This is a genomic window from Kordiimonas lipolytica (assembly GCF_001550065.1).
In genome coordinates, this window is record NZ_LRUB01000007.1 from 25,506 (window position 1) to 38,531 (window position 13,026).

Below are 13,026 nucleotides of genomic sequence, written 5' to 3' on the forward strand. Positions count from 1 at the left end.
TCAACCTTCAAGGGCCCCACTTTCATGCAGGGCCCAAGATTTACAGAAAATCTGCTGATATAAGCCCGGAGTTTACTCTTCGGGCTGCAACAGCTTGTGCAGGTGCACGACCACATATTTGGTCATCGCATCGTCAACATTGGCCTGGCTGACACTGCGCCATGCGGCTTCTGCTTCCGTGTAACTTGGGTAAATACCCACGATGTCGACCTTATTGAGGTCCGCAAACTCGAGTTTTTGAGGGTCGGTCACCTGTCCGCCGAAGACAAGGTGGAGAAGTTGTTGTTCAGCCATAAGTTACCATCCTGTTGCGTTTGCTCGGGCAACGATCCTGCCGTACTCGTTGCAAAATTTTTCTGCAGTCAGCAATGTGAAAACATTGATTGTGCGCGCGGCGTTTATTTAGCAAACTCGCAGCAAAACACCACCTTTTTCTAGGAGTACCACCGTGACGGCTCAAAACCCGACTTCCTTCCTCATTTCAATCATCGGTCGTGATCAAACTGGGCTTGTGTCTGAAGTAACGGGCTATCTCTTTGAAATTGGGGCAAATTTGGCAGACAGCTCGTTCGCTGTTTTAGGGGAAGCCTTTGAATTTTCATGCGTTGCCACCTTTGATGCAGAGGCCGACCAAGGCGAGCTGGAGAAGGGTCTAGCAGCCCTTGAATTGCTCGCGGGTGCCAGAATCACCGTTTCAGCCTTTGGCTATGACCTTGAGCGCAGCGACAGTGGCGAGATCACGCATCTTGTCGAAATCAAGGGCGGGGATCGTCCTGGCCTTGTGGCACGTATCAGTGAAGTGCTGGTAGACTATGACGCAAATATTGTCCGGATGAGCAGCCGCCGCGTGCCACTTGACGATGGGTCGTATGACTATCGCACACGCTTTGCTGTGAATGTACCAAAGGGCAGGGAAGGGGCACTTGAGGCAGCGCTGTATAACACTGCAGGGAGCCTCCGCCTCGAGTGCAGCCTCGAGGCGGTAAGCTAGGTTTCTTACTCGGAGCTTGCGCTCTGGCCGCCCGAAGTTGCCTCGGGAGCCGTGTTCTGGGCTTTCAGCCAATCGATCAATCCGTCCATGCCTTCATCCTTTACCTTGGACGCAAACACATCGCGGTTAGTAATCATCAGGTTGATGCCTTCAAATTCCAGGTTCACGATCTGGAAACGGCCATCTTTCTTGCGGACGCGCCAATCGGCCAGGATTGGTTCTCCTTCTTCACGCTCTACTTCAGTGCGCACGAACAGGTGGCCATGTTTGCCGGAAGCGGCTTTGGTACCTGTGACAACCAGTGTCTTGAAGCCGATCTGGGCCATGCGTTTGTCGAATTCTGAAATGATATAGTCACCCATGGCCGTCATGTAAGCATCACGCTGTGCGCTGCTTGCAGTACGGTAGTGGCGCCCAAGCATGCCGCGGGCGAGAAGTTCAATATCGGTTGCTTCCTCGAAAATGGCGCGGAAAGCGTTGTAGCGCTCCACTTCCGTCATTTTTGCATCACTCCACACAGCAATGGTTTCGTCAGAAATTCGCTGGATGAAGTCGATGGCCCCTCGGGCATCGTCAACAGCCCGATCATCCTGTGCATATGTCGGGGCAACAATCACCAGTAGCAGGGATAATGTTGCAAGTAGGCGTTTCATTATAATTTGTCCTCACATGTCGGCCGCAGATGGTCCGATATATCTTATTCTGCGCCTGTTGTCGCGTCCCGCAGATAGGCCATAAGGTCTTTGCGGTCCTGTTCTTTCCTCAGGCCGGCAAATGTCATTTTGTTACCGGGCAAGAATGTTTTCGGGCTTGTCAGCCACGCATCCAGTTTTTCTTCAGTCCAGACGAACCCTGCTTCGGAAAGCGCTTTCGAGTAGCGCGTAAAGCCTTCGGAAGAACCTGCCTGGCGACCGAACAGATTATCCAGGTTGGGGCCCAGTTTGGACCGTTCGGAGGCCGTCAGGTTATGGCAGGCTTTGCAGCGGTTGAAGAGCCGTTTGCCTTTGGTCGCGTCGCCACCAGCCGAAATCGCAGTCGACGTCGGGTCGTCATCGGCAAGCGTCGCAGGGCCGGTGAAGGAGGTGAGCGCAGCAACCAGCGCAAGGGTGGCAAAAGTCTTATTCATTACACAAGCTCCAAATAGCGTTGTGGCGGGGAACCCCCCGCCACATATTTCAGTTCCTTACTTAATAGCACATGAACGGAGATCAAGTCTCCTGTGGCAGTTTGCCGCCCTTGTCTGCGCCTGGAACATAAGGTTTGATTTTGCCTGCCTTCAGGCGGCCCCAGTAATCGTTCAGCAGGGCCTTCACTTCCTTACGCAGCAGGAACACACCGATCAGGTTCGGGAACCCGAGCGCCAGCAGTGCTGCATCGGCAAAGTCCATCACAGCGGTCAGCTGCATCGCAGACCCCACGATGATGGCAAGCAGGTAGCACATCTTGTAGATGTTGGTTGCTTGCCTGTGACCACCTTTGGTCAGGTAATCCAGCGCCCGCTCGCCATAATAATAGTATGTGATGGTCGTAGAGAAGGCGAACATCGGCACCGCCAATGTCAGTACATAGCGGAAGCCATCAAAGAAGCTGTCGAACGCCATGGATGTCAGGCCGATACCGTCAAACTCGCCTGCTTCCAGATAAGCACCTGTGAGGATTATCACCAGCGCCGTCATGGTGCAGATTACGACCGTATCGATGAATGGCTCGATCAGGGCAACAAGGCCTTCAGCAACGGGTTCGTTGGTTTTGGCTGCGGCGTGAGCGATTGAGGCTGTGCCGAGGCCAGCTTCGTTCGAGAAGGTCGCACGGCGCAGGCCCATGATAAGCACCCCAAGGATGCCACCGACAACGCCTTCACCTGTAAAGGCCCCTTTGAGGATCAGTCCGAATGCTGCAGGAACTTCTGTGATGTGCGCGCCTATGATGGCCAGGGCTGCGATGACGTAAATCGCGGCCATGATTGGCACCAGAAACTCTGTCACATGTGTGATGCCGCGAATGCCGCCCACGATTACGAAGGAGAGCAAACCCGCATAGATGATGCCGAAGATCCAGGCTTTGCCGGCAAAGAAACTGTCGGCGCCGCCAGTCAGTTCAGCAGCGATGGCCGCCAGCTGGAAAGTTGCCTGGTTTGCCTGGAACATATTGCCCGCGCCGAAGGCGCCAAGGATACAGATCATGGCAAATAGGACAGACAGTCCTTTACCAAACTTGGGCATACCAAGGCCTGCGAGGCCCTTGGATAGATATTTCATCGGGCCGCCAGACACCACGCCGTGCTCGTCAATATCTCGGTACTTGTGGCCCAGCGCGACCTCACAGAATTTGCTGGTCATGCCGAAAAGACCCACCAGGATCATCCAGAAAGTGGCACCAGGACCACCAACAGAGATAGCGATTGCGACACCCGCAATATTTCCAAGGCCTACCGTTGCCGAAAGGGCGGCTGTCAGGGCCTGGAAGTGGGTCACTTCGCCCGGGTCGTCAGGATTGTCATAAGTACCTTTTACGATACGAATGGCCTGCGTGAATCCACGTAGGTTGATGAACCCCATATAGATGGTGAAGAACAGCGCAAAAGAAAAAAGCCAAAGTACAATGACAGGCAACCCAGGAGCGCCTTCCGCTAGCCAATCCATGGGAATTGGATAGAAAATGACTTCAGAAAATTTCGTTGTGAAAGGCGATATGGCATCGTTTACCATCATGGAGAAATCATCCAGAAACTGTTGAAAGGATGATTTTTCAGCCGCCGCATAGACTGTGCCGCTAACGGCGAATACTGCAGCCAGGGCTCCCAGTAATCGTTTGTACATAACTCAAAGCTTCCCCTGTTGACGGGCGTGTTATTATTTTCTTGCCCAGACAAAATATTCTTGGGACGGTATGGTCGTCCGGTTAAAATTGCTGCGCATGCTAGCCGCTAAACGGCATGGGCTCAAGGAAACTATGGTCAAAAATAGGGGAGGACCGTGGTTTTGGGTGATTTGACAGGAGACAGCCTTTTAACGGGCGCTTAACTTGTTTACCGTAGCGTGCATATGAAATTACTTGTGTGGGGATAAGGCCTTGTCAGACAGTACCAAGCTTTCCAGCGCCGATGTCGCGAAACTGCTGCAGGATCCAAATGTTGAGAACCGGGCTGCAGCCGCCGCCAAGGTCGCGACAACTTTTGGTGACGCTCAGCTTACGGAAGGGGAACGCAAGATCGCGGAGGACATTTTCCGCGTCATGCTGAAGGATGCGTCGGTCCGGGTTCGGCACGCTTTGGCTGAAAGCCTTAAGGAAAACCCCGATGTGCCGCATGATGTTGCGACGTCGCTTGCGAAGGACGTTGATGAGGTCGCGCTGCCTGTCGTTGAATTTTCCAGTGTTCTGACGGATCAGGACCTGATTGAGATCGTCCGCACGAAGGGTGCATCAGTCCAGAAAGCTGTGGCTGGCCGCAAGGACGTGTCGGAAGATGTGGCAGACGCACTGGCGGACACCGGCAACGAAGAGGTCGTCGCGACCCTGGTGAGCAATGAAACTGCCCAGATCGCAGAAAAGACCTACGACAAGGTGCTTGAGAAATATGCCGATAGCGACGCGGTCAAGACGCCGATGGCGCTGCGCGGTGAGCTGCCCATTGGCGTGGCAGAACGGCTTGTTGCCATGGTTTCCGAAAAGATTCGCGACCATATCATGACCCACCATGAGGTTTCGCCCGGCATGGCGGCGGACCTTTTGCTGGAAAGCAGAGAGAAGGCAACTGTATCGCTGCTTGAAGGCGGTCAGAAATCAGCGACTGTTCAGGAACTTGTGGATCAGCTGGCGGAACATGGCCGCCTGACACCCACATTGATGCTGCGGGCGCTCTGCATGGGCGACACGACTTTCTTTGAGGTCGCGCTGGCCAAGAAGGTTGGCATCCCCGTGAGCAACGCCTATCAGCTTGTTCATGACAAAGGCGAGCTGGGGCTGAAGCGTTTGTTCGAGGTGGCCAAGATGCCGCCCCAGTTCCTGCCCATGGCACGCGCGGCCCTTGAAGTTGCAGACGAGATGCTGGAAACGGGCGGCGATAACAGAGAGATGTATCGCCAACTGATGATCGAAAGGGTTCTGACGGCCGTTGAGAATGATGTGGATACCGAAAACCTGGATTATCTGATCGGCAAGCTTCAACGGGTAGATGATTCCGAATCGATAGAATCTGATTCAAAGTGATTCGTTTTGCACTCTGGATACAGACCTAAGGGACGCTAGGAGGCGTCCCTTTTTCGTTGCTATTTCCCAAGCTCTGACGGTAGCCAGAGCGCTATTTCCGGCCAGATCAACAGCATCACGAGGCCCAGAAGCTGCAGCAGGACGAAGGGTACAATGCCGCGATAAATATCTGTCAGCTTTACGGACGCCGGTGCAGCGCCTTTCATGTAGAAAAGCGCAAAGCCGAAGGGCGGCGTCAGGAAGCTGGTCTGCAGGTTTACCGCCATCAGCACCGCGAACCAGGGCAATACCTGGGTTGGGTCGGCCAAATGGCTGCCGAAATCTAGCTGGCTGATCACAGGTGCGAAAACCGGCAGGATGATGAGCGTGATCTCGATCCAGTCGAAGAAGAAACCAAGGACGAACACCGCCAGCATCAATATGCCAAGGATGAGCCATGGGCCAGCGCCCGAGGCTTCCATCAGGTGCAGGATCAGGTCGTGGCCACCCAGAAGCGCGAAAACGAATGAAAAGGCTGTCGCGCCGACAAACAGGCCAAACAGCATAGTTGAAGTGAGGGCCGACTGCTCAACTACGTCCCTGAGCGTGCCCAGCGTGAGCTTGCGGTTGAAGGCAGCCAGCAACAGGGCGCCCGCAGCCCCGACGCCGCTAGCTTCTGTTGGTGTTGCAAAGCCGCCGAAGATGGAGCCTAGCACCGCGATGATCAGCAGGATCGGCGGCACGAAGCTTCTGGCGACAAGCCCAAATGTAAGCTGGCCCTTAGCTGCTTCTGCACCTAGCGGCGGTGCCAGCGCGGGGTTCAGGCTGGTGCGGATCAGGATATAGCCCATGTAAAGGAGGGCGAGCAGGAGGCTCGGGCCGATTGCCGCCATAAACAGGCCACCCGCAGATGTGGACAAAAGGTCCGCCATCACCACAAGCATGATGGATGGCGGCAGCAGGATGCCCAGCGTGCCGGAAGCTGCGATTGTGCCTGACGCGAGTGATTTGTCGTAGCCGCGCTCGATCATTACCGGTAGCGCCAGAAGGGTCATCATCACCACACTTGCACCAATAATGCCCGTGGTCGCCGCAAGGATCACGCCCAGAAGCGTAACGGATAGCGCCAGCCCGCCAGGAATGCGATGGGTCATCAGTTGCAGCGTGTAAAGCAGGGACCGGGCCACACCGCTTTTCTCCAGCATCGTTCCCATGAAGATGAACATGGGGATCGCCACCAGAACCTGCTTGTTCACCACGCCGCCAAAGATGCGGCCGATGATCAGGAAGAAGCTGTTTTCATTTTCAAGCCCCAGGGCCACGGCCAGAAGCCAGAAAGCAAGGCCGACGCCACCCAGAACGAATGCCACAGGGTAGCCGGAGAACAGGAGCGGCGTCAGCACCAGGAACATCAGGAACGGTAGGAATTCGATCAGCATATCCATCAGCTGTCTCCCAAATGTGGTTCAACATGGGAGAAAGGCGTTCGTTCGGACTGATCTGCGCGACCGAACAGAAAGACAATTGCCTGCGCAAGTCGTGCCAAGGCAGCGATGCCGAGAACGCCGAAGCCCACAACAATCGCGGACTTGATGATCCAGCGGTCGGGCAGGCCGGTGGGGGATGCCGAGGCTTCATTATAGGCCCAGCTGTAGCTGACATAGTCATACCCGAACCAAAGCACGGCACCTACATAGGGCAAAAGGAACAGAAGGCAGCCGAAAAGTTCGATCCATGCGCGCGTGCGAGCCTGCAGCCGTTCGCTGACGAGCTCAATCCGCACATGCGCGTTTCTCGTATAGGCCCAGCCAAGGCTCATCAGGAACAGGAAACCATGAAGGTGCCATTCAAGTTCCTGCAGTTTCGTCGAGCCGATGACGAACCAGCGCCTGAGGACCACATCAGACATGATCACGAGAATGAGCGCGATGATGGCCCAGGCCGACAATCGGCCTATGGCACTGCTGACGCGCTCCAGCTTTGCAGAGAAGGATAAAAGGCGTTCCATAAACCTCAATCCTTCAGGTAGCCGCGGTCGGACCAGGCTTTGTATTTTTTGCGGAAGGATTGAAGGCTTTCCCACACACGAGCGAACTCAGGGTCTTCTTGCGCCATGTTGGCAGCCACCTTGTTCCAGGCGTTTTCAAGTTCAGCCAGGATTTCCGGCGGCCAGGTGTGGATCTGCACACCTTCCGCTTCCAGCGCGGTCATGGCGTCCGCCTGCAGGGCTTCGCCTTCCGAAATGCCGTAGCGGATGTTCGAGGAACAAGTGGCTTCGATTTGCCGCTGATGCAGCGGCGAGAGGCTGTTCCATGCATCCAGGTTGATCATCAGCTCAAAGAAGGTGGATTGCTGGTGCCAGCCGGGGAAATAGTAATGCTTGGCCACCTGGTAAAAGCCCATGCGGTAGTCAACGGCCGGCATGGCATACTCAGTGGCGTCGATGGTGCCCAGTTCCAGCGCTTGGTAAATCTCGCCGCCTGCGATCAGTTGCGGGGAAGCGCCTATCTCTTCCAGCACTTTGGCGCCAAGGCCAAAGAAGCGAATCTTGAGGCCCTTGAAATCCTCCATGCTGGTGATCTCTTTCTTGAACCAGCCGGACGCTTCTGGCGGCGTCATGCCGCACAGGATGCTGTGGATGTTATGCTTGTGATAGACCTCTTCAAACAGCTCACGTCCGCCGCCATAATCGATCCAGGCCAGATATTCCGGGGCCGAGGGGCCGAAGGGAACGCTTGAGAACAGCTGCAGGGCGCTGTCCTTGCCTGCCCAGTAGCCGGGGGTGGACCAGCCAGCTTCAATGGCGCCATAACTGATGGCATCGAAGGTCTCGAAGGGAGGAGCAATAACACCGGGCTCATAGAATTTGAGCGTAATGTTGCCGCCCGATATCTCATGCAGCTCCCGTTCCAGCCTTTTGCCCATGGTGCCAAGCTGAATAAGGGTGCTTGGGTAGGTGCTGGTCATCCGCCATTCGATTTTCTCAAGTGGCTCAGCGGCGGTTGTTTCCTTGGCTTCTTCAGTACTACAACCTGCCAAAAGGCTGCAGCTGGCAAGTGCCGCAATGATGTGCGCGCGCATAGGCTCCCCTCCCGTACTCGCTTTAATTATAAGGGTTTAGCTGAATTTCTTGAGCGCTTGGCCCAAGAGGATATAGAGCTTGCCCATATCAGATGAAATCAGCGTGACAGACATGGCACTGCCGCGGTCCCCGAGCATGGCGCGTTCCATCATGCCTTCGAAATCGCGACAGTATCGCGTCACGGCCTCTCGGAACTCAGGGTCTGTCTTGAATTTGTCGGCGATGGTCTTGCGTGTGCTGCGGTCCGCAATCTTGAGCGAGCGTCGCATGAAGACAGACCGGTCACCGGCCAGATAGGCCTCCCAGACATCGTCCGGCAGGTCGGTGGAAATGGCCTTGTTGATATCGATTGATGTCGACTGAAGGCTTTCCATCAGCAGCGTGGATGTGCGGGCGAAGTCGTTTTTGGTTGCGCTGGCGATGCGTTTTTCGATCTCTGCCGTATGGTCCATGAACTGGTTGGCCTGTTTGGCGATCTTGTCGGCCTCTGTGCCGATGCGCATGGCAAGCAGCGCGCTTTCCTTTTCTGCCTGTTCGGCAGTGTCCTGATATTCCTCCAGCACGCGGGCGAGGGTGGCCTGCATCTCTTCGCGCAGGTAGGTAATACGTTCGGCAGCCTTGTTTGAGATTTCATCCATGCTGGCAGCCAGTTCGGTGCGCGTTTCGTCCACGGACGATTTCATTTCCGTCTGTGCCCGTTCCGTCTGGTCCATCAGTGACTGGCTTGCGGCATCAAGCCGCGCCGCTGCTTCCATGGAGCTCATGGCGAAGCGATCTACCTCTTTGCTCATGGTATCCGTGGCTTCGTTGAGGTTTTTCACCACACCTTCGGTTTCGTCCTTGATGCGCGCCCGCTCGCCCGAGAAGGCCTCTGCGGCTGTGCCAAGCGCTTCGCTTGATTCCTTCAGTTCGGCCCGCAGGTCTGTGTTACGCTCCTTGAGCGTGTCTGATGCTGCCGACAGGCTCTCAGCCGTCTGGCTGCCCGTTTCGCGCATATGTTCAACCATCGACACCAGGTTGCCTGACTTGCCTTCAAGGTCTTCACCAACCCGTTCTGCGGCTTCCTGAAGCTCCTTGCCCTGGGCTGCAAACCGTTCTGCTGCTTCAATCACACGTTCGGCAGCATCGTTCGAGGCACTGTTCAGCGCATCCCGCTGCGCCGAAAGATCCTCTTCCAAGCGTGCCAGCTTCATGCGGGTATCGTTCAGCACTTCTGCAATCTGCTGGCTCTGGGCGCTCATTTGATCCTGTACGCCCGCAAGTTCCTGGCTGGTGGCGCCAGCTTTTTCGGTCAGCTCATCCGCTTTGGCGCCGATCTGGTCAGCAGAGGCCCCAAGTTGGGTGCCTGCAGCTTCGCCAGCTTTGGCAAGCTCCTCAAGCTGTTCTTCAACACCAGCGCGCAGCTGGCGGATATGTTGCAGTGTCCGTGATGCCACTTCTTCGGCCTGGGCGGCTGCGGTGTCGCTATGGCTGGTGATGGAGGCCATCGTTTCATCCAGTGCCCGGCGCGCGCGCTCAAGCCCGTCATCCAACACGCGGTCTACCTGCCGGGCATGCTCAAGCACGGCCTTGCCTGTTTCCTCGGTGGTTGCGAGCGTTTTCTCGTTCACCGACTTGCTGGTTGAAAGGGCGGCCTCGCAGTGTTCTTCAAGTGATTTGCCGGCCTCATCCAGCATCGCCTTGGCCTGGCTGACGGCCTCGGTCATCTTCTCGGACATGGTCTGGGCGCGTTCGGAAACGATTGTGGATACTTCTTCGGTGTGGGCGAGGGCATCGGTGGCGGCTGTGCGCACTTCGCCCACGTGCGACCGGAGCGCCTCTTCAATCTTGGCAGATTCGGCTGCTGCCAACTGTGCCAGTTCATTAAGAACATTAGCCTGTGTTTTCATGTGCTCAGACAGTTCAGCTGACCGGCCTTCAAGGCCTTCCACATCGTGGCGGAAGCGGTCCATGCCGGAGAGAACATTGTCGGTGACCGACTGCAGCCTGAGCTCCACATCTACCGTCAATTCCTGCACTTCGCTGGCCTTCTTGGAGATATGACTGCTGGCACTGTCGAGCCGGGCTTCCATGTTATCCGTCGCGCCGTGAAGAGCTGTCAGGCTTTCATCAATCTTCTCCTTGGCGGAGATGGCGGTGCCTGCGGCATTTTCCCCAGCGCCGGAAAGGTCTGCTGCCATGGCCTTGACTATCGCTTCAAGGTTATTGAAGCGGCCTTCAATTTCCGTTGTTAGCTCAGACATGCTGCTGCGTTCGCGTTCCAGAATCTCCCGAATACTGCTGGTGCGGGCTTCTGTGTCAGCTGTTGCGGAAAAGAGATTGCTGATCTGTTCCTGGAAGCGTTTTTCCAGGTTGTCGATGCGGTCGGAGGCCAGATCGGCCACGGCCTCAATGTTGGTCAGTTCTTTCTTGAGCGCTTTGTTCAGCTGTCCCAGGCGCTGTTCTGCCAGCTCGACAGGCGCCACGGCCTTGTGAAGGCTTTGCGCCATGGCCAGACGGCGCTCTAGAAGCGGGTCTGTGCGCTGGAAGGCAAGCGCAATCAGCCAGAAAATGGCCACAGGGGTCGTGAGGCCACCAATAATGGCCGCCGCACCTTCGGGCGCCATCGCGGCAAGGTTTGTACCCGCATTGGAAAGATAATAAGCCCCGGCCCCGAGCCAGCCCAGCGAGGAAACGCTGGCCAGCATGAAAGGCATCAGACGGCGGGTGTTGCGCGACCGAATGGCTTTCTTTGCTTTTTCGCTGTCGGCGACAGGCGTTTCACCAGTGCCACCCTCAGGTTCCTGATCCGTTGTTTCAGGGAAATCCATTTCCGCTTTCGACATGCCGCCCCCGGCGTTACCGCCACCCATTGAAATAACTTACTCTATTGTTACAGTTCATGAATAACACCAGAACGTCAACACGTGCCAGCTTGTTCCTTGACGGAAAAGCAGAATTTTAACGAAGATTATGGCAATATGACGGTTCGTGATCGTTTTCATGACGGGGAAGGGGATTTATGAGCGATCTAATGGAACATCAGTCTGCTACCAAGGCGAAGCCAAGCAGCGCTCAGCGCAGATACCTTGAACGCGGACTTTCCGAGCCGGGCGGCAAGCTGCCCCTTTTCGATCAGGACGGCCAACGGATCAAGGACAAGACCATTAGGTCTTGCCTCTCAAAGGGCTGGTGCGAGCCGTGGTACCGCAACCCGATCAAGCCAGACTGGCTTGTGTGCAAGCTGACGAGCGCCGGGCGCGCTGTTCTTGGCAAGGAAAAGCGCTAGATGGCCGAGTCAGACTGGGACGAATCTGTCGTGCTCGACCGAAAGCACTTGGTTGGGTACACTGGTGGCGACGAATATCTCGCCCGCGACGTTTTGAAAATATTTCTGGAAAATGCACCGCTATATCTGGACACGCTGGAAGCTGCGGAAGGGGAGGGCTGGCGTTCGTCAGCCCATAAGCTTAAGGGAGCTGCGCGGGGTATCGGCGCCTGGCGTATGGCGCGAGCCGCAGAGCGCGCGGAGATGATGGGAGAACCAGCCGCGGATGACCCTCGGCGGCCAAAGATTCTGGGAGTTCTGAGAGAACGATTGGGGGAATTGGCAGCAGCTATCAATTCCGGATAAACTTGTGATCTGTAAGCGAAAAGATTGACCGAAAGATTGACCGGGCGCCAAAACTAGCGGTAAAAAAGTTTAGCAACCTGTAATAGGCAGGACAAATAAGGCACATGTATGAGCGATTATGATTTTGACCGGGTAAATGTATTGTTGGCGGAAGATAGCCCGTTCATCCGCTCCTTGCTGGTAAATTCCCTGAAAGTTCTTGGCGTCGGCAATGTGTTCGCCGTAGAGCACGGCGGTGACGCGATCCATTTCCTTCAGCGTGTAAAGAACGAGCCCATGAAGGTAGGGGTACAGCAGATTGATATTGTTATTTCCAACTGGGACATGCACCCGATTGACGGCATGATGTTCCTGCGCTGGGTGCGACGCCATAAGGATAGCCCGGACCGTTTCGTGCCTTTCGTGATGATCACCAGCTATTCCGAGCCTGAACGCGTCCTGCAGGCGCGGGAAATGGGCGTTACGGACATGCTGGCCAAACCCTTCACCATCAAGAACATTGGCGACAAGCTGATTTCGATTATCGAACGGCCACGCCAGTTCGTGCACACAAAAGACTTCTTTGGCCCGGATCGGCGCCGCCAGAAGCTGGAATTTGAGGGCCCTGAACGCCGTGTCCTGACCGACAAGAGCGAAGGCGTGGAGATTATCCGTGGATAAAAAGAAGGTCATCGTACGCTTTTACCGGTTCAAGAACCGGCTGAAGGAAAAGACAGCGGGCCTCGCGCCGGGCAAGGTTTCTATTTCCGCCGAAGCGCTTGAAGCTGCTGAGGCCGCGCTTGAGAAGATGGCAGAGGATTATCCCGACTGGGTGTCCGGCCTGATTGTGAAGCTGCAGGAACAGCACGGACGCTGTGTGGACAGCCCGGAAAAACGCCGGGAAAGCCTGGAAGCCATCAACCATATCGCACACGATATGAAGGGGCAGGGCGGCACCTTTGGCTATCCACTGATTACGACCATCGCAGATTCCCTGTATGGGTTTTCCTATTCCAGGGATGAGATTACGGATAACCAGGTGGAGTTGATCAAGGCGCACCTGGACGCCATGCGGGCTGTGATCCGTGGGCGCGTCAGCGGAAGCGGTGGTGAGATCGGCGAGAAGCTGATTGATGGCCTTAACCAGGCAATCGCCAAATATGACAAATAGGC

General features: G+C 55.8%; 14 protein-coding genes. 6 read left to right on the top strand and 8 right to left on the bottom strand.

All coding sequences use genetic code 11. The features are described 5' to 3' along the window. Nucleotides 1-72: 72 nt before the first annotated feature. Nucleotides 73-294, bottom strand: a complete 222-nt coding sequence (locus KORM41_RS03885; RefSeq protein WP_068144825.1) for a DUF4170 domain-containing protein — start codon at nucleotides 292-294, stop codon at nucleotides 73-75. Between the two features lie 154 nt (nucleotides 295-448). Between KORM41_RS03885 and KORM41_RS03890 the strand changes: the two genes are divergently transcribed. Beyond that, nucleotides 449-991 carry a glycine cleavage system protein R gene (locus KORM41_RS03890; RefSeq protein WP_068144827.1) on the top strand — a complete coding sequence of 181 codons (543 nt, stop codon included), beginning with the start codon at nucleotides 449-451 and terminating at the stop codon, nucleotides 989-991. Nucleotides 992-996: 5 nt separating this feature from the next. On the opposite strand, the gene KORM41_RS03895 is transcribed toward KORM41_RS03890, so the two are convergent. The 3 genes from KORM41_RS03895 to KORM41_RS03905 form a co-directional block, all read right to left on the bottom strand. Further along, on the bottom strand, nucleotides 997-1,644 hold the full coding sequence (locus tag KORM41_RS03895) for an MlaC/ttg2D family ABC transporter substrate-binding protein (protein WP_068144830.1): 648 nt from the start codon (nucleotides 1,642-1,644) through the stop codon (nucleotides 997-999). A gap of 44 nt (nucleotides 1,645-1,688) precedes the next feature. Continuing rightward, complete coding sequence (locus KORM41_RS03900; RefSeq protein ID WP_068144833.1) at nucleotides 1,689-2,117, bottom strand: c-type cytochrome; 429 nt, start codon at nucleotides 2,115-2,117, stop codon at nucleotides 1,689-1,691. 82 nt (nucleotides 2,118-2,199) lie between these two features. After that, complete coding sequence (locus tag KORM41_RS03905; protein WP_068144834.1) at nucleotides 2,200-3,810, bottom strand: alanine/glycine:cation symporter family protein; 1,611 nt, start codon at nucleotides 3,808-3,810, stop codon at nucleotides 2,200-2,202. A 253-nt stretch (nucleotides 3,811-4,063) separates the two neighbouring features. Here KORM41_RS03905 and KORM41_RS03910 point away from each other — a divergent pair, with 253 nt between their 5' ends. After that, nucleotides 4,064-5,200, top strand: coding sequence for a DUF2336 domain-containing protein (locus KORM41_RS03910; RefSeq protein WP_068144837.1), 1,137 nt, complete (start codon nucleotides 4,064-4,066; stop codon nucleotides 5,198-5,200). Between the two features lie 59 nt (nucleotides 5,201-5,259). On the opposite strand, the gene KORM41_RS03915 is transcribed toward KORM41_RS03910, so the two are convergent. The 4 genes from KORM41_RS03915 to KORM41_RS03930 are packed head-to-tail and all read right to left on the bottom strand — an operon-like array spanning nucleotide 5,260 to nucleotide 11,086. After that, entirely contained in the window at nucleotides 5,260-6,624 is a 1,365-nt protein-coding gene (locus KORM41_RS03915) for a TRAP transporter large permease (RefSeq protein WP_068144840.1), read from the bottom strand. Then, nucleotides 6,624-7,187, bottom strand: coding sequence for a TRAP transporter small permease subunit (locus KORM41_RS03920; RefSeq protein WP_068144842.1), 564 nt, complete (start codon nucleotides 7,185-7,187; stop codon nucleotides 6,624-6,626). The genes KORM41_RS03915 and KORM41_RS03920 overlap by 1 nt, the downstream gene beginning before the upstream one ends. Nucleotides 7,188-7,192: 5 nt before the next feature. Then, nucleotides 7,193-8,260: a TRAP transporter substrate-binding protein gene (locus tag KORM41_RS03925; RefSeq protein ID WP_068144845.1), complete on the bottom strand. Its 1,068-nt coding sequence runs from the start codon at nucleotides 8,258-8,260 to the stop codon at nucleotides 7,193-7,195. Nucleotides 8,261-8,296: 36 nt separating this feature from the next. Beyond that, nucleotides 8,297-11,086 carry a coiled-coil domain-containing protein gene (locus tag KORM41_RS03930; protein ID WP_156431885.1) on the bottom strand — a complete coding sequence of 930 codons (2,790 nt, stop codon included), beginning with the start codon at nucleotides 11,084-11,086 and terminating at the stop codon, nucleotides 8,297-8,299. 176 nt (nucleotides 11,087-11,262) lie between these two features. Between KORM41_RS03930 and KORM41_RS03935 the strand changes: the two genes are divergently transcribed. From KORM41_RS03935 to KORM41_RS03950, 4 genes are all read left to right on the top strand, one after another. Then, on the top strand, nucleotides 11,263-11,529 hold the full coding sequence (locus KORM41_RS03935; RefSeq protein ID WP_068144850.1) for a hypothetical protein: 267 nt from the start codon (nucleotides 11,263-11,265) through the stop codon (nucleotides 11,527-11,529). Next, nucleotides 11,530-11,874: an Hpt domain-containing protein gene (locus KORM41_RS03940; protein ID WP_068144853.1), complete on the top strand. Its 345-nt coding sequence runs from the start codon at nucleotides 11,530-11,532 to the stop codon at nucleotides 11,872-11,874. 108 nt (nucleotides 11,875-11,982) lie between these two features. Beyond that, nucleotides 11,983-12,534, top strand: coding sequence for a response regulator (locus KORM41_RS03945; RefSeq protein WP_068144856.1), 552 nt, complete (start codon nucleotides 11,983-11,985; stop codon nucleotides 12,532-12,534). Next, nucleotides 12,527-13,024, top strand: coding sequence for an Hpt domain-containing protein (locus KORM41_RS03950; RefSeq protein ID WP_068144859.1), 498 nt, complete (start codon nucleotides 12,527-12,529; stop codon nucleotides 13,022-13,024). Before KORM41_RS03945 ends, KORM41_RS03950 begins: the two co-directional genes overlap by 8 nt. The last annotated feature ends 2 nt before the right edge of the window (nucleotides 13,025-13,026 follow it).

Excerpts from the sequence above, each read along its gene's own strand:
- KORM41_RS03885 (WP_068144825.1), bottom strand. The coding sequence starts at position 294 with ATGGCTGAACAACAACTTCTCCACCTTGTCTTCGGCGGACAGGTGACC.
- KORM41_RS03895 (WP_068144830.1), bottom strand. The coding sequence starts at position 1,644 with ATGAAACGCCTACTTGCAACATTATCCCTGCTACTGGTGATTGTTGCC.
- KORM41_RS03900 (WP_068144833.1), bottom strand. The coding sequence starts at position 2,117 with ATGAATAAGACTTTTGCCACCCTTGCGCTGGTTGCTGCGCTCACCTCC.
- KORM41_RS03905 (WP_068144834.1), bottom strand. The coding sequence starts at position 3,810 with ATGTACAAACGATTACTGGGAGCCCTGGCTGCAGTATTCGCCGTTAGC.
- KORM41_RS03915 (WP_068144840.1), bottom strand. The coding sequence starts at position 6,624 with ATGGATATGCTGATCGAATTCCTACCGTTCCTGATGTTCCTGGTGCTG.
- KORM41_RS03920 (WP_068144842.1), bottom strand. The coding sequence starts at position 7,187 with ATGGAACGCCTTTTATCCTTCTCTGCAAAGCTGGAGCGCGTCAGCAGT.
- KORM41_RS03925 (WP_068144845.1), bottom strand. The coding sequence starts at position 8,260 with ATGCGCGCGCACATCATTGCGGCACTTGCCAGCTGCAGCCTTTTGGCA.
- KORM41_RS03930 (WP_156431885.1), bottom strand. The coding sequence starts at position 11,086 with ATGTCGAAAGCGGAAATGGATTTCCCTGAAACAACGGATCAGGAACCT.
- KORM41_RS03935 (WP_068144850.1), top strand. The coding sequence starts at position 11,263 with ATGAGCGATCTAATGGAACATCAGTCTGCTACCAAGGCGAAGCCAAGC.
- KORM41_RS03940 (WP_068144853.1), top strand. The coding sequence starts at position 11,530 with ATGGCCGAGTCAGACTGGGACGAATCTGTCGTGCTCGACCGAAAGCAC.
- KORM41_RS03945 (WP_068144856.1), top strand. The coding sequence starts at position 11,983 with ATGAGCGATTATGATTTTGACCGGGTAAATGTATTGTTGGCGGAAGAT.